This is a genomic window from Ralstonia pickettii (assembly GCF_000607165.1).
Classification (GTDB): domain Bacteria; phylum Pseudomonadota; class Gammaproteobacteria; order Burkholderiales; family Burkholderiaceae; genus Ralstonia; species Ralstonia holmesii.
In genome coordinates this window covers 47,992-71,506 of record NZ_JFZG01000031.1, presented here as the reverse complement: position 1 = coordinate 71,506, position 23,515 = coordinate 47,992, and the positions used below count along the sequence as shown (strand labels likewise).

The window sequence follows — 23,515 nt, the reverse complement described above, 5'->3', positions numbered from 1 at the left end:
GGATGCGCTGAGTGACGCATGCTGGCGGCTCTGTGGGCCTCTCACCACAGCGGCTTCCTTTCGGCACTGCACATCGTGATTTGTCAGCCTAGATACGAGCTTTTCAGCGGCTCGCCTGACAAGTAACCACTTTCACGCTCTCTCGGGAGTTGGCCGCCCTTCCCGTGCCGCTCTTCCAGTAAGGGGTAGAGGTGGTTACCAATGGCCTCCAGAGAGGCAAAAAGAGAAGGTTCTCCGTTCGATAGGTAACCATTTCTACAATCCGCTGAACGCTCCCCTGCCTTCGGTAGAAGTGGCCCGTAGGCCATTCGGCGCTGTCATGCTGTCCAGCTCAAATTCGAATTTGTGGGGGTATGGCGCTTCTTTTCGGCTTTTTCCAAGTCCTGTCAACGGGTATCTTCACAGTCTCCGCTTCCAGATGGGAAGTAGTTTCGAAACCAACCAAGCTTAGCCATCAGCTTTCACTCGTCGTCCGTCCTCTATGAAGTCGGATCTTCAACCGAGCGTTGCTATACGGTGGAATCGAGCATTGGGCACCGAGTTCGACAAGGGTATGAGCGTTCAAGCTAGTGGGTCGATCACACAGTTGCCTGCGCCTCAGCAGGCTGCACTGCTTCCTATGGTGAAGCGTGGTAGCCCCGTCACCATGCGCAAGGCGCGCGAAGCCATCTTCGTTTTCCCAGACAGGCCCCTGTCAGTCCTGCAGCAACGACTCTTCAACTCTTGCGTCTACTTTGCGCAGCGGCAGCCCGAACTCCACAGCTGGAAGGTTCTGATTTCTGAGCTCGAGCACGTCATTGGCTATAAAGATTCGAGCAACCGCCGTTATGTCATGGGCGAGTTACTTAGCCTCATGAAGGAGCATGTGGTTTGGGATGCGACCACGAACCCGTTGGACCGCAAGATTTCAGCCTCGACGTTGCTTGCTGATGTGACGCACTTGGTCGACCAAAAAGCGTTCGAGTTCTCGTTCAGCCCGAAGCTTCGGGAAGCTCTTCTTGATCCCAAAATTTGGCAGCGCATCAATCTACTCATTTCGCAGCGCTTCCGTTCGATGGGTAGTGGACCTTTATATGAGTGGTGCAAACGTTACGAGCGCACCGGCATGACCAGTCGATGGTCATGGGAGGACTTCAGGCATGCTGTTGTTGGAATCATTGACTCTGACTCGATTTACGCACACTTCAAACATTTCCGCGCCAAAGTTCTCAACCGCGCCATTGCGGAAGTGAATGAGCTCACGGACATCGAAGTTACCCTCATCCTTCATAAGGTGGGGCGCGTCGTAAACCAGATCCAGTTCAAAGTGGATCGCAAGGGGGGCGACCTGGCATTAGAGGCCGATTCTCAGAACCCACCACAAGTCTCATCATCAACAACTGCGCTGCTGGAGGAGGTTCTTAAGCTTGGTGTGTCGCCGAACAAAGCCGCCCAGCTCATGAGCGAGTTCTCCGAGGAGCAGGTCAGGGCCGCGCTCCAACATACCCTGCTTCGCGACGCGTCGAAAGACAAAGAGCCCCTGAAGAGTCGGGCATCGTTCTTTGTCAGCAGCATTGAGAATGGATATTCGCGATCAGGTGTTTCGGGAAAACTCAACGCTGGGACATCCCCTCGTCGCCCCGTCTTGAACGACGCTGACCTCAGGGAATCGTTCATGTGCAGCCGTGACGCCAAAGCGGAAAAAGCGTTCTTGGAGATGCCCCTCGACGAGCAGGCGGAGGTGCTCCAGCGATACAACTCCAGTGTGCGGAACGACAAGCTCTTGTACGACCCATCCCGTAGTACAAAACTGGCAAAAACTGGGTTTATCCGGTTCTTGAACCAGCATTTGTGGGGCGAACCTGGTGATGCCGATCTGTACGCCTATCACTTCAAGAACTGAGAGATCCTGCGTGTTCTGTAGCTTCTTACTGGTATTGGCCGCAATATCTTTCCGCTAGCCTTGCCAATTTGGGTTCTGCCGGGCGTGTAAGGGCAGTTGCTCCCCCCCTCCCCGTTCCTCCATTATTCTTCCTTGCTTGAGTCCGGCCGGCGATCGGCCTCAGATGGCCACACAACGGCCACAGACAGGCAAGGAGGAGCATGTCCCCCAGTTCAATGGCCACTTTCCGGCCATTGATCGGCGCACTATGGCCTCAGGCTGTCCAGGTGCGTAATGAGTTGCCGCTTTACACCTTTCCCACCGCCGTTTCTGGTCAAAGGAATTGCGCTCTCAGTGAATGGAAATGCTGTTAGAGCGATTGCGGCAGCCTTGTCGTGACCTACTGTACACATACATATCTGCATAATTTGATGGATTTTTGTCGTACTTTCTTTATATTTTTTTATTTCTATCGTCAAATTGTTGTGAAGTCACTCGCTTGATTGCGCGGGACCAGCTTGCAACCGCTTCAGCGTCATACCGGGCAGCACTGTGCCGATCGGGCGGCGGCTAAGGGGTAAAAGTAAAAACACACAATCAAGATCCTGGGCGGCGCCTCTTCGAGGAGCAGTTGCCTTGGCGAAGCGACTTGGCTCGAGCCAACTTTCCTATCGGCTTGGAGTGCGCCATACGACTGCTTTCTTCCATGGAACCCTGCGAGTGCCTGAAAAGTTGGCTCGAGCCAAGATTTCACTGACCACTTTGGGGTCCGACCAATCAACAAGACCGCTACTTCCGAATCGAGCTACGCGCCTCGTTTCCGGGGAGTTGGCTCGAGCCAACTTCTAAAGGGCTCGGGTGCGCGTCATTCACACGCCTTCCTCCAGAGAGCCCCGTGACCACCGGCGATCTTGGCTCGAGCCAAGATTCTCTCGGCCATATTTGAATCCGACCAATCAGCAAATCCGTTACTTCCGAATCCAGCCACGCACTTAGGTCTACGGCAAGTTGGCTCGAGCCAACTTCCAAAGGGGCTCAGTTGTGCGTTACAAATTTCTCTTCTTCCATAGAGGCCCGTTACCATCGGAAAAAGTTGGCTCGAGCCAAGATTTCACCGGCCACGCTGCGGGCCGCAATATCCTCGGAATCTTTGCGTTCGAGTCGCCCGGTGCACGGCTGCGGCACTAGGTTGGCTCGAGCCAACTTTTTATATGCGAACTTTGCGCGCGGAATTTCTTGACGTTTGGATTGCCATCTCTTGTTTAGCGATTTCTTCTGAATTAGAATTCACTAAATTTCGATAATTTGTCTGGAGGACATCCATGGTTATCACTATCGGTGCCGAAAAGGGTGGGGTCGCGAAAACACGGTTGTCTACGCATCTCGCAGCTTTGGCAGCAACTGAAGGAATAGATGTGGTTCTTTTGGATACGGACAAACAAGGCTCCGCGATGTCTTGGTCTCGCATACGCAATGACGAAGGCGTAACTCCGGCGATTCCTGTACTTTCTTTGCCACCAAATCCGGCTAGAGAGCTCGCTAATCTTGCCGGCAAGTACACGCTAGTTGTCGTCGATATCGGGGCGCAAAACTATCGAACGATGCTTGAATGCGCACAATTATCGGATCTTGTGCTGGTTCCTTGTGGACCCGATCAGCAAGAAGTCGAATCCACACTCAATGTGTTCGAAGCACTGCGTGCTCTGGATCATCGGCACCAGAACGGCAGTATTCCAGCTCATGTCGTTCTGACCAGAGTGTCTACAAAAGAAAATGCAAAAGCCACGAATGAATTGAGGGAATACTTCGCGGGAGAATCCATTCCAGTGTGCCGAACACACATTGCACAGCGAGAAGCGTGGCGGGCGACGGGAAAAACTGGTCGCGCCCTGCATGAACTCAAAGGCTCCGACCGGTCATTAAAAGCAATTGAAGAGATGCAGGCGCTATACGAAGAAATCGTCGAACTGGCAAATAAGGAGTGATCTAATGGCCACATTTAAAAAGAAGACTATTTCTCCGGCCGCCGTCGCAGTTGCGGAGGCAAATGCAGCAAGCGCCCCAATTGTCGGAGACCCCCGGACGCACAATGACGGGTTGGCGCTTGCTCAGCCGGTATTTCACGACGCAACAACAAAAGTTGGCTCGAGCCAAGATGTTGTGATCGGCCAAATTATCGAAGTGCCTGTTGAACGGGTCAGGTCGAATCCACTGAATCCACGTGCTGTCTATACGAGTGCAGCAGTGGACGAAATGGCGATCTCACTGACGAATAACGGGCAGCGTGTTGCCGCACTCGGCTATCAGGAGGACGACGGAGCAATCGTACTGATTGAGGGCGAGACGCGTTTGCGCGGCGCCCGGGCGGCCGGTATCCCGACGCTCCGGGTCGAAATTCGTGCCAAGCCCGCAAGCGAACGCGAGCTGTACGAAATGGCGCGCGCTGCGAACGTCGAGCGAAGAGACCAGACTCCGCTCGACGACGCTATTAGGTGGAAGGAACTGCTCGCACGAAAGATCTACCCAACCCAGAGTGCACTCGCTAAGGCGTTGAATCTCGGTGAAGACTATGTGTCCCGCACCCTATCACTCGCGCAGTTGCCTCACAAAATTGTCTTGGGGGTATCTGAGTATTCAGAGCTAATGAATCACAAGATGCTCAACGCCTTGCGTGAATACTGGGAACAGCAAGGCGATGACGAGACCTTCGAACTAATTCAAGACGCAGCCAGGAATGGTCTGGGTTACCGTGACGTGGTTGCTCGCCGCAAGCTAGCAGCCAAAGGCCCAGTGCGCCGGGCACGATCATTTCGGGAACACTTAAGCTTTGGCGAGGCAAAAGGGGAGCTAAGGACGTTCGAGGCCGACGGCCGACTTGAATTGAAGTTGAAGGGCCTGAGCGCACAACAGGCCGAGGAGGTCGCGAGAAAGATCAAAGATCTTTTCCCGACTCAAGTTACGTGACACTCGTTGGTGGCGACGACAGTTGATTGCACTATGGCAGCCGCGTTTCCGAGGGTCCCACGTAATACGAATTAGAGCCTGCAGCAAGAGTTGCGTAATACAACAGCACGGGACTACCTAGTTGCGCCGACTAGCGCACCTAGATTGGTTGAAGCATCACTGAATAGTTTTGCCGGAGAAGGGGAGGGGGGGATGCTGCGATTGGGGAAGGTTCTGCGCTTGACGCCAGAGGAAACTGAGCGCTTTCAGACGATTTCTGGTGACCAGACAACACCGAAGTCGGTGGAGGAGTACAACAAGGCCTTGCTAAAAACAGCAGAGCATTACCAACTGCTGGCCGCGCAAGAAGGATCCGCAGATGCGGAACTTCTTGCACGACTGGCAGAAGGGGAACTGATCCAGACCGAACCGAAGTTCAAATCAAGGCCAGATCCATGCGAGCAATAAGGCTAGCTGGTAGAACCTGTCGCCAGGTACGTTCCAAGCGAGCCACTTTGCTCGTCCATGCCCCACCAAATCAGTAGGCGGGACGATAGGCCCGTGCAGACGGGACCGACTCGTTTGCTTTGGCGAAGAGCCACAGCAGACCGATCACGATCATGGAGAACGCGAGCACACCCAGCTGATGACGCAGCACCGAACTGCTGACCGGAATGGTCAGGAAGTAGAGGGCGGCAAACAGCTGGACGACGACGGCCAAGATGGCAACTGCAGACGAACGGGATTCGATGTTCAACATGCTAGGCTCCAAAGATGTTTCGAAGCCTGCCCCCCAGCGGGGAGTAGGCCCCGATGGGTGAGAAACAACAAGTGCCGGATGGCACGGTGGACTCGCTTGTGGCGCATTACTGCGTCGAAAGCTTGCGACCACATGCCTATCAGACTGGAAGACTCCGCATAGCGGAACCCCCAGCGCTGATTGGCAAAGAGGAACTGTGTGCGATTAAGCAGAAGCCTTGGTCGCAAACAGAACCACGCGAGAGATGACGGTACTCGCGTAGCGCCCGATACCAGGCGCATCACACAGCAGCTCGAGCTGCTTACCAAATCCCTGTTCCACGAGAATCTCCACGACTTCTTCCAAGCATGCCAGATCGCCCACAAGGGACGGATACATGCGGAAGTTTTCGAGGAGCGTCTTCGGTTGCTTTGCAGCCACCTCCAGGAGATGGCTGTGAGCTTCCGAAATGGCTTGGCGACGCAGGGCGCGTTCAGACAGGACGACGTTCGACATGACAATCTCCAAAGGAGAATGCGAAGACATCGTCCCCACGAGGGAATCGAGTCCCCGCGCGGGTTGAAAGAAAAACGGAACGAGCAACAGCCGATCGAATCGGACAGCTACCAGAACCGAGGCACAACAAGACGACAAATCGCTGAAAAGGCGATGCCGAGACAGGAGAACGGTGAAGTTCTCGAGGCTACCGGAGTAGCAAGCCGTCCACAAAGGGACGAGCAAGATCACAAAGGATCTCGCGGGAAAAACGGGACACGCGAACGTGTTCGAAATCCTGCTGCTTGCAACCAAGGAGAGCAAGACAAGCCCAGAGGGACTTGGATGAAAGCTTGGGGAATGCAAGCCACTGCATTTCCCAAATCTTCATCCGCGTAGAGGCTTGCGTAGAAGTGAGGCTCGAAATGGTGCGAGTTCCAGCTGCTCGATGCCGGTGTTCGGCACGTGGGTATTCTTTTTCAGTTCGCCAGCAAAGTCAAGAACTACTTCCCATCAGGAATCGCTGGGGGCAGATATTGTGCAGCCCTAGGCGATTCGCTTAGGCACCGAGGGGCGCGACGGGAGCAAGAGAATGCCCGATTTGTCGTAGTCGAGCTTCGCGTCGCGGTAGACTTCCTTCACATCCTTCAGGTTTTTGAGGAAGTTTTCCTTGAACTTGTGAGGTGACGACTCAGAGCCGAACTGCAGCATCAGAGCTTCCCATGGAATCTTGGTCGACTTGTCCATAATCGCGTATCGATAAGTCAACCAGCAGTAGATGTCGATCGCCATTGCGGATCGAGACAATGCCTTCACAATCCGCAGGTCGACTGGAACCGGGCTCTTCGACAGCGTCTCATGGAACCGCTCGGTCAAACGAAGCCGAGACTGCCAGAGTGAGCCTTGGTCAGGGTTGTGCGGATTCCACCAAATCTCGATGTTCGCGTTGTCCACAATGCGAAAGCCATCAGTCTGCCAAGCCACCGCATCCGGATCACTCGTCACCGCGATATTGGCGGAAAACAACCGCTGCATCTGGTTGCGCATCAAGGTGATATTGCCTCGGGATCCCCCTGACACATGTTCTCTGCCGATGTTGCTCATGAACTCACTGAGTGAGTTGCCGAGAACCAGTTCGCGCTCACCTGTTTTCGCAACCTCGGTCGCAATCCAAGCCAGGATCAGGCGCGGGTATGCGCCGTACGGATACCCAATGGACACTGCCTCCTGGGTGATTTTCGGCTTGCCGCGGACAATCGTCTCCACCCGTTTCATGTAGTGGCCGGGTTGAATTAGCAGGCTGACCTTACCGCTATTTCGCCCCCATGCGGGCGGATTGTTCTTAGGCTGCACATACGGAAGAGTGGCGTGCACCATCCACTTGGCCACGAACCCAATTTGGCCAGCCTTCTTTGCATCTTCCGCCTCGATTGCCAAGGCTTCTTCATACAAAGCGGTGAAGCGTCGCTCCCGAGCGCGCTTGCTCTCCGACGTGGAATCTCGGGGCACTAAGACGAGTTGGGAGGGCTTCTTGGAATCTTCGTTGTTCATGTGAGCTCCGGTACCGGAACGTTTGGGGAAATCTACACGCTCTTCGATCTCGGTGTAACGCAGATTCAGGGTGAAACTGGGGTTTTGGTCGTTTTTTTTCTACATCGTGTTCGCGGGCGCGCTGGGCGGGGGGCAACTTTGGTTTTTCAAAGTTGTCCCCGGGCCGGGCGACCTCAACTAGTTGAGAGATATAGAAAGTCTTAGATACAGAAGATAAATGCCAACATATATGCGGTGCCCGCGAACCGTTGTCCCGTCTAGGTTTGCGGGCACCCTCAACCCTGAATCAGCGTTCTCTCTCCCTGAATCTGCGTAGGTACACCCTGAATCTGCTTGGACAAGCATGCTTTCCGCACCCTGATTCTTCGCCGGCCCACCCTGAATCTTTGTGGACAACTTTCACAATGCACAGGTTTGTCCACAGAGCGCCCTTGCGTCGATATCGAGCTCGCGGCCACAGAGCCTTTCCCACCCTGAATCTGCGCCCAGAGTCACCCTGAATCTTCGCAAATCGCCTTCAAGGCATGCTGGAGCTGAGGTTCTAGGGCCTACCAGAGGTCGACGGCGGCGTACCTGGCGTCTCGAGGTCCGGATCGGCATGAAGGCCGTACGGCGCATTTCCACCCTGGATCTGCGTGTATTGCTCAATCGGACTGGTCTGCCACTTGCCTCACCGTCCGCATTGGCCTAGGAGGTAGCGGCAATGCAGATTCAGGGTGGATTCCGGCGCAACTATCGGATTGTTAACGGGTTTTTCTGATGAGCAATCGGTCCGGCTGAGGCCATTCTAAGGTCATTGATCTGCTCAAGCGGGCCACGTCCATGCGCGGTATGGCCGGCATGCTATCCCACCCGAAGCGCAGATTCAGGGTGGGCATCGTCCCTGAAGGCCCTTGCGGTGGTGGTTGGCAGGCCGCCCATATATAGAGTGTCTGCCATTGTGGGAGGTAGAGCGGGAACGCTCAATTGCGCAGAATCAGGGTGGCGCTTGCGCTTGTTTTTGCCGCCCAAAGGGGCACGAAGATTCAGGGTACGCAGAATCAGGGTGGAAGGGGCATGGCTCCGGCTGCCGCACCGCTCGAGCCTGTAGCCGCGGTTGGCAGCATCGCAACCAGTGCATGGCGCTGCTGCGCGCCGACGGCAGATTCGCACCCCGATTCTTCGCGCACTCGGAACCGGTCGATTTAGATTCACCCCGAATCTTCGTTCGGAGGGAATGGCCGCTGGCCGCCGGCACCTCGGCAACAGTGTGCTGGCCGCGTTTGCCGACTGCTTACCCTGAATCAGCGTGTCGCTTTCAGGGCAAAGAGTGCTGGGGTGTGCACGGAAATCCACCCTAAATCTGCGCAGGTTGGCTGGCCATAGATGTTCGTCTCCCACAGAGTGGCCGGCGCCTCAGTGCGCGTTCGCGCACCCTTGTTCTGCGTGACCCCCATGTTGGGTTATATACGCTTTAGCGCCCATAAGTCGGGACTGAGGCGGATCTTCGATCCGCCCAAAATGCAGCTGCCATTGGAAAACCCAGATAGGAACGCTTTTGGCCAACGCTGAACGATGGGCGGTCAAGAGAGGTCAGGGAAGAAGCGCAAGCGCGCGTGACTCTTTTTCGTGCGCGACTTGTCCAGAGCTACGGGCGGGAAGCGCCACTGTGCACCCTGAACCAGCGTGGCATTACCCTGGGGTAGGGAGGCAAAGTTTCCTTGGGGCGCGTGTCTTTCGTCGACTTGTGTCGGCAATAGAAAGCGCGTTGCTATGCAGAAGCCGGGTAGGGCGCCTACGTGCCAAACGACGATTCGATGAAGGCATCGACCTCTCGGTACTGGCGGGCAATGTCGGCGACCGAGTAGATGCCCGTCGTGCTGATCGACGCGTGCCCCAGGAACTGGCGCGCGGTTTCCAACGCCATCCCGCCGGCCACGGCGTGCGAGCCGAACGTATGGCGCAGCCAGTGTGTGGTTGCCCGCGAGAACGCGTCTGCGAATTCGGGCGCTTCCAGGTGAGCGGCGGCCGCAGCATTGTCGAAAAAGCGCTTCACCGCGTTGTACAGCTTGGCCAGCGTGACGGCCTTCTCGGTACGGTCCGCGGGCACGACGGCCTCTGCACCTGCCGGCTTCAGACGCTTGAGTTGCAGTTCGCGCTTGTCCTGCAGTGCCGGGATGAGCGGCGTGCCGGCCGGGCAGGCCTGCGGATCCGCCGGCAGACCGCGGTAGACCAGGTACGCGGACAGCGCCTGCAGCAGGCGCGGCGACAGTGGGATGAAGCGTTCCTTGCCGCCCTTGCCGATCACCCGTAGGACCGTGATGGTGCCCAGCTCGGGCCCCGCGTACGTGCGGGTGATGTGCCCGGTGCGCGCGCCGGCCAGCTCTGCCCGGCGCAAACCGGTGCCATAGGCGAAGGTCAGGATGAAGCGAATGCGCTGGGTGGCGGGCGTCTCCGCTGGCAAGCCGCGCAAGAAGCGCATGGCGAACTGCCATTCGTCGTGGGTGAGACTGCGTTCGGTATGGATGCGGCTGGTGACGGTCTCCGGCTCCGCTGGCGTGCCATCCTCGGCCAGGCGCATCTGCCGCGAAAGGCGCACCTCTGCAAACGGGTTGAAGTCGAGGTAGTGGGCGCGCGTGAGCGACTCGCACAGGCTCTTGAGCGCCTGCAGGGCCAGGTCGCGGCTCTTGTAGCCCAAGCCCTTGCGAAACGGCCGCCACAGCGGGTGCGAGCGCGCTTCGACCCGCTCCATGATCCAGGTCGACGTCGGGGTCGGTGCCGGCAGGAAGGTGTTCACGTACTCGTTGCAGTCCGCGATCGACAGGCTAGAGAGCGCCTTGCCCTTCTGCAGGACGGCCCACAGCAGCAGCCGCTCGGCCTCGGTGCGGTAGCGCGCCAGCGTGTTGGCGTTGCCGGCGTACTTGCCTAGCCACCAGAGGATCGCCGCCTTGTCGTCGTGCGCCTCGGTCTTGTTGCGCGAGTCCAGGTCGCGGTTGGTGCCGAGGCTGCCGTCCAGCGCGCGTGGCAGCACGAAGTACTCCAACGGCGCGACCGACGTCGACGGCGCGCGCTCCAGCACCACCGGCTGGCCCCAGCGCGGCGGGCGGGCCAGGGCGGTCGGCGCCACCGGCATGCCGAGCGCCTGCCCATTGGCTTCCAGCCAGGCGGTGATGCGGCCGGCACCCTTTTCGCCGAGGCGCGGCACGTTGCGGTACCAGCGGTAGCCGGCCGCATTGACGGCCTGCACCAGACCTCGGAGGGTGTTGAGGCCGACGTCGGCGAGCTTGAGAGCGATCGACACGTCGAACCAGCCCAGCACGTGGTGCTCGGGCTTGGGCACTTCCACCAGCAGGCGCTCCAACTCCGCCAGCGCGACCAGTTGCTTGGCGCGCAACCGGGCGTTGCGTTCCTGCCGGCGGCGCACCGCGGCCTCGGCCGGATCCTCGCTCTCGCCGCCGGCGGGAAACTCGGCCGTAAAGAGCTCGAGCAGCTCGGCCTCGGTGTAGAACCCGTCCGGGTCGCGTTCGGCGGCGAAGTCGTCCAGCGACGGCGCTTGCCGCTTGGGCTGGGCACCGGGCGTGACTGGCGCCGCCTCCAGCGGCGCGATCGCGGCCGGGCGGATCTTCAGGAGGCGCGCGGTGGCGAAATCCTTGTGCTTGCGGGCGGCCGCGACCAACTCGTCGAGCAGCCAGCGCTGGGTGCGGCGCGCGCGCGGCGTGTCGCGCCCGAAATCCAGGTAGCGGTCGGCCGCGTCAGCGAGGTCCAGCCCCTCCAGGTAGGTGCGGAAGAACGCAATGTGGTGCAGGCCGATGCGCCGTCGCTCCGGGGCCGCTCGGGCAGCGGCCGGTGCCTGGCCATCAGCAGGCGCTGCCGGCGTGGCCACCTCGCGAAAGGTCACGTCCTCGACCGTCGCGTCGGCGGGCAGGGCGCCCGGGCGGTTGGCGGTGGTCTCGCGGTCGTCGTTCGTCGGCATGCGGGTTCGCTGTGGGTCGGTCTGGGGGTGTTCGTGGCGCCGACCCCGCTCGGCCGGCGCCGGCTCGGACCGGTGCGGGGCCTTGCTGGCCAAGGGCTGGCGGCCGGGGAGGGTGAGGCGCGTTCAAAAACAGCCTAACTTCACGTATTTTGTGAAGGGGTACATAGTAACACCTATGTATCCCTTGGTTTCACCCTAAAAAATTGCGCCCTCGCGCAATCAAGTCCACAGCAATGCGGTTGACGAAGGGAAAGTCGCACGCGGAGTCCTTGAAATACAGTCTAGGCGCTCGGTGGCTGCTATACCAAGGACACCTTGTGGAGGCAGCGGCTCGACCCGTGCATTCAATCCTCTTCCCGTTGCCCGGAAGGGCAGGGGAGTGGTGGTTGAGAAAATGCGACCGGTCTACACGGCACGCGGGTCCGCGCGATGACTAATCGACCCGAGGCCCTGGGGAAAAGCGGTGCTCTTGCTCGGCGTCAGCCTCATGCAAGCGCTCTTGCCAGGCCCAGTGCTGGTACCAGGGCCCCGGGCGCGTGGGCCAGCGGCCGTCAACAGTCGGAATTCCCTGGTAGGTCTGTACCCACCTTGCGAGGCTGTAGCGGTCGTACTTCGCTTGAAAGCGTTCGTTCTCGTCGGCGTCGCCTGTCTCGCCGGGAAAGCGGATTGGGAGCGTGTTCGTTCGCACGCAATGCACTAGATACGCAATGATCTCCTCCTCCAAGTCGCTTTCGGAGAGTGCCGCCTCCGTGGGAAAGTGGATGGCGAAGTAATCCTGGTCACTCCTGCTCCTGTTCAGCAACTCCAGCGCGCGTACCAGGCTCCTGTCATAAGGATCGATCAGCCCCAGATAATGGAGCGCATCGCGTATAGAGGACTCCATTGCCTCCGCCTCTTCGGCGAATGCAATCGTGACAAGATGGAATTCGCCGCTATCCGCATAGGCGCCATCCGGTAAGCGTAGATGGGGCGGCATCGAACTGTTCCGCTGAGGGGACAGGAGTAGGCCACCGTGGGAGGCTGTGTAGACGTGCCGGATTCCGGGTACGAGTTCCTCGGGCTCACCGATCGCGATTCCCCAAGGGGTGCTGTTTTCCAACTGGCGCTGGCGCATTCTCGGAGAATAGCCCACGCCCGCAGACGTGACAGCGTCGTAGACCGATCCATTTCCATCGCTTAGACCCAAGAGCGTAGTGAGCTTCGTCACAACCTCGAAAAGGATTGTCTGCCCATCTGAGCCTGGATCAACCGTGTCGACATAGACAGGCTCGTGTGGCTGCTGGACCGCCCTTGAAAGCTCACGCCAACCCGCATAGCCCATTGCAGTAGCCATGAACTCTTGAGTTTTCTGCAAGCTGGGTTGAAGCGTTCCAGGGTTTCGCCAGTTCCCTGGCAGTTCCATGGCGGTGAAGGCGTCGAAAAGACGGCGAGCCATGCCTTTGGCTTCGCGAAGATGAGCGGGGAATAGACGCATGGCAGCTCCTTGGCATGAGGGTCGGCGGCGGCTCGCTCACCATCGACCCCGACAAGAAGCAGGATGAAAGGCGGTATTACTAAGTGGCAGTGCCGTTGCGGCTAACCCAATGCGAGCGGGACGCTTTCTGCCAAGCGTAGATTTAGATTAGCACAGATGCGCCATGCGGGGCCGCAATCCTCAGAGATTCGAGTGCACGATCCGCTGTCTTTTCAGACAAAGCCCCCGCAAGAAACTTGCGCATGGTCGGGCTATAGATTGAGCCCTGCCGCGAGGAACTATTCGGCGAGTATCAGCGGTATGGGTGCCCGAGCCGGAAAACGGAAAAGGTCGCCTGAAAGTGCCAATTTCAACGACCCGGCCACCAGATACTTCCATGTTCAATGAACCAAGAGTTCCACGTTCGCTGAACAATTCAGCAGTGAAGGTCCCCAATCTCACGTTCGAGCGGTTCAAGATTCAGTGAATCTCGACAGAAGGTTTTGGCGCGCGCGCGTGCGGGCTATCATCAGGTAGGCAGACTTTTCTAGGATTCCATGAAAGCACGCACGCGCTGGCTTGCCTGTACTACCTGTACGGTCTTGCGGGACCATGTTCTCGACACCAGCGGCCAGACATCGCTAGGGCCCTGTCGCACCACCGAGAGCTGGGTCTGCACAGTTTGCGGAACCGTCCATCCAGTCGCGCCGGCGAACAGCGATCAGGCCGATCGGGACCGCCTAGAGCGACTCGGCCAGATCCGCTTGATTGACTGAGTGTAGGGCACCAGAGTGGCCGCCTCGCGCAGAATGTCTAGCGTGCCCCAGGATAGGCGGCGTTATTGGAGTTGGCTAGAGGATCTAGCAGCGCACGCCGGAGTCGCAGATAGTTCTGAGTGACGAGAGCCAGAAAAGCTTGATTCGTTTCGCAACTTCGCCGGGAAGGGCTAGAAGTTGTGCTTCGGTGGTGCACTATCGAGTGCATGCTGACAAACGGAAGGGAGGAAGCGTGAACAATCGAATGTTCCACAACGAGTCTGTTCGAGGCTTGGAGTTCCAGGGGCTGATAAGCGCTGACGGCCCGTACATCACGTGCAAGAGCCGATCGGGCGGTGTTGCTCTCGGGGTCTGCGGATTGCGCAAATTCGCCCCCGTCGACCCTATGAATCGTCCGCGTAACCAGGGATGGTGGCTTGTTAAGTACGACAACGAACCTCGCCTAGACCTGACCGACTTCTCAGATTCGGATGTGAAACAACTGAGCGAGGCCTTTGGAATTGCGTTGCTCCCCCCGCATCTGCTCGTCGCGCAACAGGTACGGCGGGACTACTTTTTCAAGTCCCGGGCGGGGGAGGCCTTGTTTGCATGGGTTCGGGCCCACCCTCGATTGGCAAGTCAACACGCACGCTACGACGCGTATCTGCCAGGCTGGCATAGCGAGGCAGTCGCATCGCACGAATAAGGCGGATGCAAGCGAACACCATAAAAAAACGGGAGGCAGAGCCTCCCGTTCGTATTGTTAGCTTGTTGCAATGGATTTACAGCGCTGCGTCCTTGACCTTCTTCAGCGGGCGAACCTTGACGCGCACAGTGGCCGGCTTGGCTTCAAACCACTGCTCTTGACCCGTGAACGGGTTTTTGCCGAAACGACGCTTGGTCGCCGGCACCTTCACGGAGGTCACCTTGAAGAGGCCGGGAAGCGAGAACTCGCCAGCGCCCTTCTTGTGGACCGCGCCGAGGATGGTGTTCTCCAGATGCTGAAGTACGGACTTGACCGCCTTGGCTTCGACTCCTGCCTTCTCAGCGAGGTGGCTCACCAGGCTGGCTTTCGTGAAAGTGTCCTTCAACGGTTTGATCGCAGTAGCGGCGGCTGGTTTGGCTGCTGGTGCTGCCTTCTTTGCCGGTACGGCTTTCTTTGCTGCGGTCTTGGTTTTCGTCGCCATGGAGTGAGTAGTTTTCAGAAAGTTAACCATCCAAGGATGGCGAATGACAGTGCGATTTTTCGCGTGTCAAGCATAGCAAAGCCAAAGCCTTTTTGGCGATCTACGGCTGAAGTTTCCAATCGCAAATCAATGTCTCTGCTGGAGGACATTCTAAGAGGGCAGGGCAGGGTGCCGGTTTCCTGGATCCCTCGGGTGGCTCAATTGCTGGTAGTCTCGCTGCTGCGCTAATTGAGCGCAAAAGAGGCAGGCAAGGATTCAACTCACCTCTTTCACATTCGGCATAAATTAGGAACACCATGGCAACCTATAAAGAATTGATGGCCAAGAAGGCTGCTCTCGATGAGCAAATTGAAGCCGCGCGCAAGGCGGAGGTGGAACAGGTCGTTCAACAGATCCGCCAAATCATGCAAGACTATGACCTCACCGTTGAGGATCTGGGGGTGAAGCGTGTACGGAAGGCGCACGGTAAAACGCCTGTGGCACCGAAATACCAGGATCCGAAAACAGGGGCGACTTGGTCGGGGCGCGGTCGGGCGCCTGCGTGGATCGGTAAGAACCGGGACCGATTCCTGATCGCCTAACGCTAGCGTCGACTCTCGCTTGGGTAGATCTGCACAGAGCAGCGATTCGCCGGCCGGTGAAGCTCGCTGCGCGCTGCGGGCGTCAAAATGGGTCAAATGACGTTGCGATCCACACCACGCGCCAACTGTTGTGGGGACTTAATGGATGCAGAACTGCTCGCCGTGGTCGAGGTTGATCGCGCTGAACGGGGTAGTCGTCCTTTTCGCGCAAAATCTGGCGGTTTCGTCTGAATTTCCTTTTTAGATCAGTGACTTGGAAATTCAGCAATTTCGCGGCAGTCGTCCTTTTGATGCAGAATCTGGCGGTTTCATGCCGCCGGCGCCGCTACTCCGAGCTGCGCCCGGTAGTCAGCCAGTAGCGTCTGCTGGGCTTCGAGCCGTGCTGCCAGCTTGGCCAACTCCGTCGCCGTCTGCTCACGTTCCGCACGCGAGGCCGCAAGCTCATCGGCCTGGACCTGCACCGTCGCGCGCAACACATCCCGTTCCGTCTCCGCCCGCGTGTGGTCGGCGTGCGCTTGGTTCAGCGCCGCCAGTGTTTGCTCGCCGCGTGCTTCCAGTTCGCGGGCACGCTTCGTTGTGGCCCCGGCTTCGGCGACCAGCCTCGCGCCATCCCTGTTCAACTGCGTGATTTCTCCCTGCTTGACGATCAGCGCCTGGTTGGCCTGCCGGATTTCCGCCTGCAGTTGCTGGACCTGCTGCTCGTGCCGGCGCGCGTTCTGATCCCGCTGCTCCTTGCTAGCATTGCGGAAGTGGTCCAGCGCCTGGTGGGCGTGCTGCAGCTTTTCCTCCAGTGAGCGTCGGAAGCCTTCATGTTCGGCCAGCCGGGCCGTGAGGTCCTGAACCTGCTGCGCAGAGCGCTCCGCCTCGATGGTGCGCTGCTGTAGCGCCGCTTGCGTGTCGCTGTGCGCGGCCCGCTCCTTGGCAATGGTGGCATGAGCCTGCGCCAGTTCGGCGCGAAGCGCGACGAGATCTGCGGACAGCTTGTCGGCCTCTGCCCGGACTTGCTGGCGCTGTGCCGTGGCGGCCGTGACCTGCTGGTCGACCACCGCCTGCGCCTCTTCGTGCAGGCGCGCCGCCAATCTGCCCACCAGATCCAGGATGGCGTCGGAGGTGGTGCCGGCCCGCTTGAGCGCCGCGCCTTCCTCTTCTTCCAGTTCCTTCAGGTAGCGGTGGATCGTCGTCTTCGAGCCGGTGTTACCCAGCGCGATACGTATCGCATCAATCGAGGGGTGTTGTCCCTTGGCGAGCAGCGAATCGCGAGCACGCTTAATGTCAAGACGACTGAGTCCGGCACGGGCCATGGCGTTAGAATTTGATACTGTGGTACGTACCATGTATATACGTACCTAATTGACGCGTCAAGGTGATTGGTTTGAGTCGAAATCTCACATGTGATAATGGCGGATTATCACGTGTGAAACCTCTCACATAGGGCTCCAGTCCAAACCTTCGGTACGAAACTCCAGAAAAGCGCGATTCTCGAAATGCTGGCCGCGCTCACCTGTCTCACGGCGGAAGGCGACAGTACGTTGCGGCCGGCAACGCGAAAACTCACCTTGCGTAGCCGCGGTTCGTCGTTAGGCGAGATGCCAAGTGCCACACCCCAAAAACGTTCACCTTTCCACGGCAACGTATGGTGGTGCCCCAGCAGCCAATCTCCGCTGGTCTTGCATCTGTCGGGCCGGCTCGCATGCTTGTCAAATGCGAGACGCCAAGCCTCGCTATACGCGCACCCAGCTCGCTAATCGACGAACGGAAACCGGAGTGAGAACCGGGTGACGCTGCCAGGGAATGTCGCGACCGATGCAGTGCCCGCATGCAACTCCATGATAGATCTCACGATGGCGAGCCCTAAACCGGTCGACTGATCAGAGTGGGAACGCGCTTGGTCGCCACGATAGAACCGATCAAAAACGCGTTCCCTATCCTTGTCAGGTATCGGGACGCCCTGATTCAATACGTGCACTGTGACAGAGTCTTCGTCACGCTGACAGTTCAAGCTCACGACCGAGCCATTGTCAGCATGGCGGACCGCGTTCGAGAGCAGGTTGCCGACGGCGCGCCGGAACATGGTCAGGTCGGCACTCACGCTGCCGGACACCGAGACCTCAATCTTCACGCCCTTGTCTTCACCCAGCACGGCAAAGTAACTCGCCAGCTTGGACAACTCGGTGCTGAGCTCGATTGGCACACGACCCAGTTCGACCGTCGCCGCGTCGGCGCGTGCCAGGAAGAGCATAGAGTCAATCATGCGCGAGAGGCGCTGATACTCCGCCAGGTTGTCCTCCAGCAGGGTCACGTAGTCGGCTGCTTCTCGTTCACGCGAGAGCGCCACCTCGGTGTGGCCGATCAGGTTGTTCAATGGCGTGCGCAAATCGTGCGCGAGATCGGCGGAAAAACGATACAACCGCTCATAGCCCGACTCCAGTCGCTCCAGCATGGCATTGAATGCGACGCCAATTTCGTGGACCTCCGTTGGCGCACTGGGGGCGTCGATGCGGTAGCTGAGTCGTTCGACGTTAATCCGGTGCACCTGCTGAATCAATGCCCGTGCTGGCCTGAGTTCTCGTCGGGTGATCAAGGCGCCCAGAAGCGCGGTGAAAACCGCGCCCACCAGAATGCCGACGACAATGCTATTGCCCAGTCGGGTCACCACCTGGCGCCTATCGTTACCGCTCTTGGCCACCGATACCGTGGCGAACGGTACGTCATCACTCGCCTCGACGAGGCGCTTTCCAATGATCCATGTGCCGTCGTCATGAATTCCCACCCCAGTGGCCGCCTGATCGAAATCCGATGGCAGGTCGTCAGCCGTTCGATAGACGAGCCGGCCTTGCGGTGTTCGGAGTCTCAACGTCAAACCATCGTATCCCCTGACCAGATCGAACAAGCTGTGTTCGAATTTCTCGGTCTGCTCAAGGCTGCCAGCGTCTCGGACCAGGTGGCTCACCTGCGTCAGCTTGGCCTCGATGATTTCTACGTCCCGCGAGCGTAGTTGAGTATCCAGGGCGTAGTAGGCGTAGGCCCCCATGCTAGCCAGCGCAAACGTGACCAGGATCGAGAATAGCGAGGTCAGCCGACCGATCAGTGAACGCGCCACGTCTCATTTTCCGCGATGAGGATCAAGGACATAACCCATGCCCCGGACGGTATGGATCAGTTTGGTATCGAACGGCTCATCGAGCTTGGCGCGAAGACGGCGTATCGCCACGTCCACGACGTTCGTGTCGGTATCGAAGTTGACATCCCAGACGTGCGAGGCGATGGACGTGCGGGAAAGCACCTCCCCACTGCGGCGAGCCAACAGATGGAGCAGGACGAACTCCTGGCTGGTCAACTCCACCTTGACGCCGGCGCGTACGACTTTGCGGCCAAGGACATCGATATCGAGATCGCCGACGCTCAGATGCTCGGATTCGCGACCGCTGCTTTGCCGCAGGCAGCGGCGAATTCTGGCGAGCAGTTCGGCAAACGCGAACGGCTTCACCAAGTAGTCGTCGGCGCCGAGTTCGAAACCACGTACCCGATCGGCCACGTCATCCCGCGCCGTCAGAAACAGAACCGGGACATCACTCTTCTGCCGGATCATCTTGATCACGCTCCAGCCGTCTGCACCCGGCAGCATGACATCCAGCAGGATCAGGTCGTACCGCACCTCGCTGGCGAGATGCGCCCCGTCCATGCCGTTTGCGGCAATATCGACAACAAATCCGGATTCAGTCAGGCCCTTGAGCAGGTATTCCGCGGTTCGAGCCTCGTCCTCGATGACCAGTATTTTCAATGAGAGTGTCCTTGATGACCGTGGCGTTCGTCGGGTTGGCCGCTCGTCGCAGCAGCAATAGGCTCGCTGGGCCGGAAATGCGTCACGGCATCCGCCTGCGCGCACGGCCGCAGTTCGAACTGGATGGTGATATGCGTGATGCCGAAGCGTTCGGCAAGCCGGTCTCGGGCGACCGGCAGAATGTCGCGTTCGGGATTGACGGCGGGTTCGTTGACCAAGTGCACCGTCAAGCTGGTCTTGCCGCTCGTCAAGGACCACACATGCAGGTCGTGCATGCTGCGAACGCCGGGAATTGTCAACAGCGCCTGCTCCACGGATGGTAAGTCGATATCCTCTGGCACGCCTTCAAGCAGAATGTTGATGCTGGATTTGAGCAGGATCCAGGTGCGAGGCAGCACCCACAGCCCAATCAGCACGGCGATAGCCGAATCGACCCAGGTCCAACCGGTGAACCGGATAACGATCGCCGCAAAAATGACGCCGATCGAGCCCAGCAGATCGCTCCAGACCTCCAGGTAGGCCCCCTTGATGTTGAGGCTCTGTTCTCGGCCGCCTGCGAGAACTCGCATGCTGACGATGTTGACGACGAGGCCGATGGTGGCGATCCCCAGCATGCCCAACGATTGCACTTCGGCAGGCGCGCGCAAGCGCTGATATGCCTCGTAGAGGATGTACAGCGCTACCCCAAACAGCAACAGCGCATTGAAGGCCGCCGCCAGAATCTCAAAACGGTAGTACCCGAACGTCCGCTGCTTGTCTGCCGGCCGCTTGCCGATCTGGATCGCTGCGAGCGCAATGGCCAGTGCCGCGGCATCCGTGAACATATGCGCGGCATCGGAGATCAGCGCCAAGCTCTTGGTCAAAATGCCGCCGATCAACTCGGCGAGCAGAAACGTGCTGGTCAGCGCGAGCGCGATTTTCAATGCACGCTCGTTCCCGGTTGCATGGCTGTGGTCATGTCCTGCGCCCATGGCGAAAGCTCCTTGCGTAAGCGGCGCGGACCATCGGGGTCCGCGCCGTCAACTCCATCTCCGTCAGGCGGACCGCGGTGCCATCTCGCCCGTCCGCTCCATGTCCTCGGCTTCGTCCTTGCGGTGCGCCAGGCGATAGAGGACCGGTAATACCAGCAGGGTCAGTGCCGTCGAAGACAGAATCCCCCCAATGACCACGGTGGCCAGCGGTCGTTGCACCTCGGCTCCCGTTCCAGTCGCAATGGCCATCGGGACGAAGCCAAGCGAGGCGACCAGCGCTGTCATCAACACGGGCCGCAAGCGCGTGAGGGCCCCGGTGCGGATCGCGGTATCAAGCGATTGGCCTTCTTCGCGCAACGATCGGATGAACGACAGCAACACCAGACCGTTGAGCACCGCGACACCGGAGAGCGCGATAAAGCCGACCGCTGCCGAAATGGAGAGCGGTATGCCTCGCAACCACAACGCGAGAATACCGCCGGTCAACGCAAACGGAATGCCGGTGAACACGAGAAGCCCGTCTTTCACGCTGTTGAACATCCCAAAGAGTAGGACGAACACGAGCAGCAACGCAACCGGCACGACGATCTGCAGCCGCGTCGTTGCGGACTGCAATTGCTCGAACGTACCGCCCCAGGTTATCCAGTACCCCGTGGGAATCTTGACTTGCCGCTCAATTGCGGCCTCGGCCTCCGGAACGAACGACCCAATGTCCCGGCCTCGCACATTGGCGCTGATGACGATGCGGCGCTTGCCATTCTCGCGCGACACCTGATTTGGCCCGGGGGCCAAGTCGAGCGAGGCCACTTCACTCAAGGGGATGTAGGTCGTCTTCGACTCGCCAGCAGCGCTTTTTGGTAGTGGCACCGGCAAGCGACGCAACGCCTCCAAGTCACCCCGCACGGTATCGGGCAGGCGCACCAGAATGTCGAACCGTCGGTCGCCCTGGAAGAATGTGCCTGCCTCCTTCCCGCCGATCGCAATCGCAACCGCATCCTGCACATCGCTCATGTTCAATCCATACCGGGCCGCCTTTTGACGATCGATGTTGACCGACAGCATGGGAAGCCCCGTGGTCTGTTCGATCTTGACTTCCGTAGCGCCCTGTATGCCTTGCAATACCGCCGCAACCTTGCCGGCGGTTTCATTGAGCACATCGTTGTCGTCGCCGAAAATCTTAATCGCCACATCGGAGCGAACGCCGGAGATCAACTCGTTGAAACGCAGCTGGATCGGCTGCGAGAACTCGTAGTTGTTGCCGGGAATCCTCTCAGCTTCCGCCTGAATCGCACTGAGCAGCTCCTCTTTTGTCTTCTTTGGCTTGGGCCACTGCGCCTGCGGTTTGAGCATGATGTAGCCGTCCGAGATGTTGGGCGGCATCGGGTCGGAGGCGATTTCCGCCGTCCCGGTACGGGCGAAGATGCGCTCGATCTCGGGGAACTTGGCCTTGAGCGTCGACTCGACTTGCTTTTGCATCTCCAGCGATTGAGACAGGCTCGTTCCGGGGATGCGCAGTGATTGGATAGCGATGTCGCCTTCGTTCAGATTCGGCACGAACTCGCTTCCTAACCGGGATGCCACGGCCAGGCAGAAGACGATCGCAATGCACGCAAAAGTCAGCACGATGGGCGTGTTGGCCAATGACGCGTCGAGCATCGGCTGATAGCGATGCCTGGCCCACTCCATCAGCCGGTTTTCCTTCTCCGCCACCTTGCGCCCGATGAACAGGGCGACCGCAGCCGGCACGAACGTCATGGACAACACCATGGCTGCAAGCAACGCCAATACCACCGTGAACGCCATGGGGTGGAACATCTTGCCCTCCACGCCAGTCAGGGCAAAGATCGGCAGGTACACGATCATGATGATGAACTGGCCGAAGAGCAGCGGTCGCCGCGCTTCCCGCGCTGCTGCGAACACCTCGTGGAAGCGCTCGCTGCGGGTCAGCTCTCGCTTGTGGTGCTCCTGGGCGTGCGCCAGGCGACGCACGCAGTTCTCGACGATCACCACGGCACCATCGATGATGATGCCGAAATCCAGCGCCCCCAGACTCATCAGGTTCGCACTGATCTTGTAGCTGACCATGCCGGTGAACGTGAACAGCATCGCCAGCGGGATAACCATCGCCGTGATGACAGCGGCGCGGATGTTGCCCAGGAACAGAAAAAGAATGGCGATAACGAGGATCGCGCCTTCGAGCAGATTCTTCTTGACCGTCGCGATCGCCTTGTCGACCAGCACGGTCCGATCGTACACAGTCACCGCCTTGACGCCGGCGGGCAGCGTACGATTGATCTCCGCCATTTTCTTGTCGACGGCCTGGGATACCGCCCGACTGTTCTCGCCGATCAGCATGAACACTGTACCCAGCACGACCTCCTTGCCGTTCTCCGTGGCGGCACCGGTGCGCAGCTCCCGTCCGATGTCAACATCGGCGACGTCGCGGATGCGAATGGGCTGCCCTTGCGCCGTGCCCACGATGACGTCGCGTATATCGTCGAGCGATTTGACCTGTCCAGGGGCGCGTACGAGGTACTGCTCGCCGCGGCGCTCGATGTAGCCGGCGCCGACATTGCTGTTGTTCTTGTCGAGTGCGCTCACCAGATCCGTGAGCGTCAGCCCGTAGGAAGCCAGCCGTTCCAGGCTGGGCGCAACCAAGTACTCCTTGGCGTAGCCGCCAATCGAATTGATTTCGGTCACACCGGTCACGTTGCGCAGTTGCGGCTTGACCACCCAATCCTGAATTTCCCGCAGGTCGGTGGGCGTGTAGGCTGCACCGTCGGGCTTGCGAGCGCCGTCTTCCGCTTCGACGGTCCACAGGTAGATTTCCCCCAGCCCCGTGGAGATTGGACCCATGGCGGGCGTGACCCCGCCGGGCAGCCGTTCCTTGGCCTCCTGGATCCGCTGGTTCACCAGTTGGCGGGCGAAGTAGATGTCCGTGCCGTCCTTGAAGATCACTGTCACCTGGGACAGGCCGTACCGGGACAGCGAGCGCGTTTGCTCGAGCCCCGGCAAGCCGGCCATCACGGTCTCGATGGGGTAGGTAATCCGCTGCTCGGTCTCCAGCGGAGAATACCCGGGCGCCGCGGTATTGATCTGCACCTGGACGTTGGTGATGTCAGGCACCGCGTCGATGGGAAGCTTCCCGTAGTTGTAGACGCCGAGCGCCGCCATCCCGAGCACGGCGAGGATGACGAGCCAACGTTGCTCAATGGCAAACCGGATGATGCGTTCGAACATGCCCGT

General features: G+C 59.1%; 16 protein-coding genes. 5 read left to right on the top strand and 11 right to left on the bottom strand.

The window, feature by feature from the left end; genetic code table 11:
* Nucleotides 1-529 precede the first annotated feature (529 nt).
* From BG83_RS0125400 to BG83_RS0125385, 4 genes are all read left to right on the top strand, one after another.
* Nucleotides 530-1,882 carry a replication initiation protein gene (locus BG83_RS0125400; protein ID WP_024979390.1) on the top strand — a complete coding sequence of 451 codons (1,353 nt, stop codon included), beginning with the start codon at nucleotides 530-532 and terminating at the stop codon, nucleotides 1,880-1,882.
* Between the two features lie 1,301 nt (nucleotides 1,883-3,183).
* Nucleotides 3,184-3,846: an AAA family ATPase gene (locus BG83_RS29075; RefSeq protein WP_080693740.1), complete on the top strand. Its 663-nt coding sequence runs from the start codon at nucleotides 3,184-3,186 to the stop codon at nucleotides 3,844-3,846.
* Between the two features lie 4 nt (nucleotides 3,847-3,850).
* On the top strand, nucleotides 3,851-4,825 hold the full coding sequence (locus BG83_RS0125390) for a ParB/RepB/Spo0J family partition protein (RefSeq protein ID WP_024979389.1): 975 nt from the start codon (nucleotides 3,851-3,853) through the stop codon (nucleotides 4,823-4,825).
* Between the two features lie 144 nt (nucleotides 4,826-4,969).
* A complete protein-coding gene (locus BG83_RS0125385) occupies nucleotides 4,970-5,272 on the top strand; it encodes a hypothetical protein (protein WP_231973571.1) in 303 nt (100 codons plus the stop codon).
* Between the two features lie 70 nt (nucleotides 5,273-5,342).
* Here the strand turns inward: BG83_RS0125385 and BG83_RS0125380 are convergent, their stop codons facing one another.
* The 6 genes from BG83_RS0125380 to BG83_RS0125345 form a co-directional block, all read right to left on the bottom strand.
* Nucleotides 5,343-5,564 carry a hypothetical protein gene (locus BG83_RS0125380; protein WP_024979387.1) on the bottom strand — a complete coding sequence of 74 codons (222 nt, stop codon included), beginning with the start codon at nucleotides 5,562-5,564 and terminating at the stop codon, nucleotides 5,343-5,345.
* A 204-nt stretch (nucleotides 5,565-5,768) separates the two neighbouring features.
* A complete protein-coding gene (locus tag BG83_RS0125375) occupies nucleotides 5,769-6,059 on the bottom strand; it encodes a hypothetical protein (RefSeq protein ID WP_004630160.1) in 291 nt (96 codons plus the stop codon).
* A gap of 525 nt (nucleotides 6,060-6,584) precedes the next feature.
* On the bottom strand, nucleotides 6,585-7,589 hold the full coding sequence (locus BG83_RS0125370) for a replication protein RepA (RefSeq protein ID WP_024979386.1): 1,005 nt from the start codon (nucleotides 7,587-7,589) through the stop codon (nucleotides 6,585-6,587).
* A gap of 1,774 nt (nucleotides 7,590-9,363) precedes the next feature.
* Nucleotides 9,364-11,541: a phage integrase family protein gene (locus BG83_RS0125365; RefSeq protein WP_024979385.1), complete on the bottom strand. Its 2,178-nt coding sequence runs from the start codon at nucleotides 11,539-11,541 to the stop codon at nucleotides 9,364-9,366.
* A gap of 433 nt (nucleotides 11,542-11,974) precedes the next feature.
* Entirely contained in the window at nucleotides 11,975-13,015 is a 1,041-nt protein-coding gene (locus BG83_RS0125360) for a DUF7007 domain-containing protein (RefSeq protein WP_024979384.1), read from the bottom strand.
* A gap of 1,516 nt (nucleotides 13,016-14,531) precedes the next feature.
* On the bottom strand, nucleotides 14,532-14,936 hold the full coding sequence (locus BG83_RS0125345) for an HU family DNA-binding protein (RefSeq protein ID WP_024979381.1): 405 nt from the start codon (nucleotides 14,934-14,936) through the stop codon (nucleotides 14,532-14,534).
* A gap of 296 nt (nucleotides 14,937-15,232) precedes the next feature.
* Here BG83_RS0125345 and BG83_RS0125340 point away from each other — a divergent pair, with 296 nt between their 5' ends.
* Entirely contained in the window at nucleotides 15,233-15,517 is a 285-nt protein-coding gene (locus BG83_RS0125340; protein ID WP_024979380.1) for an H-NS family nucleoid-associated regulatory protein, read from the top strand.
* Nucleotides 15,518-15,825: 308 nt separating this feature from the next.
* Here BG83_RS0125340 and BG83_RS0125335 read toward each other — a convergent pair whose 3' ends face one another.
* From BG83_RS0125335 to BG83_RS0125315, 5 genes are all read right to left on the bottom strand, one after another.
* The gene (locus BG83_RS0125335) at nucleotides 15,826-16,818 is read right to left on the bottom strand and encodes a DNA-binding protein (RefSeq protein WP_024979379.1); all 993 of its coding nucleotides are present in this window, start codon (nucleotides 16,816-16,818) and stop codon (nucleotides 15,826-15,828) included.
* 440 nt (nucleotides 16,819-17,258) lie between these two features.
* Complete coding sequence (locus tag BG83_RS0125330; protein WP_024979378.1) at nucleotides 17,259-18,617, bottom strand: heavy metal sensor histidine kinase; 1,359 nt, start codon at nucleotides 18,615-18,617, stop codon at nucleotides 17,259-17,261.
* A gap of 3 nt (nucleotides 18,618-18,620) precedes the next feature.
* The gene (locus tag BG83_RS0125325; protein WP_009240707.1) at nucleotides 18,621-19,298 is read right to left on the bottom strand and encodes a heavy metal response regulator transcription factor; all 678 of its coding nucleotides are present in this window, start codon (nucleotides 19,296-19,298) and stop codon (nucleotides 18,621-18,623) included.
* Complete coding sequence (locus BG83_RS0125320; RefSeq protein ID WP_009240708.1) at nucleotides 19,295-20,269, bottom strand: cation diffusion facilitator family transporter; 975 nt, start codon at nucleotides 20,267-20,269, stop codon at nucleotides 19,295-19,297. Before BG83_RS0125320 ends, BG83_RS0125325 begins: the two co-directional genes overlap by 4 nt.
* A gap of 63 nt (nucleotides 20,270-20,332) precedes the next feature.
* Nucleotides 20,333-23,509: a CusA/CzcA family heavy metal efflux RND transporter gene (locus BG83_RS0125315; protein ID WP_024979377.1), complete on the bottom strand. Its 3,177-nt coding sequence runs from the start codon at nucleotides 23,507-23,509 to the stop codon at nucleotides 20,333-20,335.
* Nucleotides 23,510-23,515: the final 6 nt, after the last annotated feature.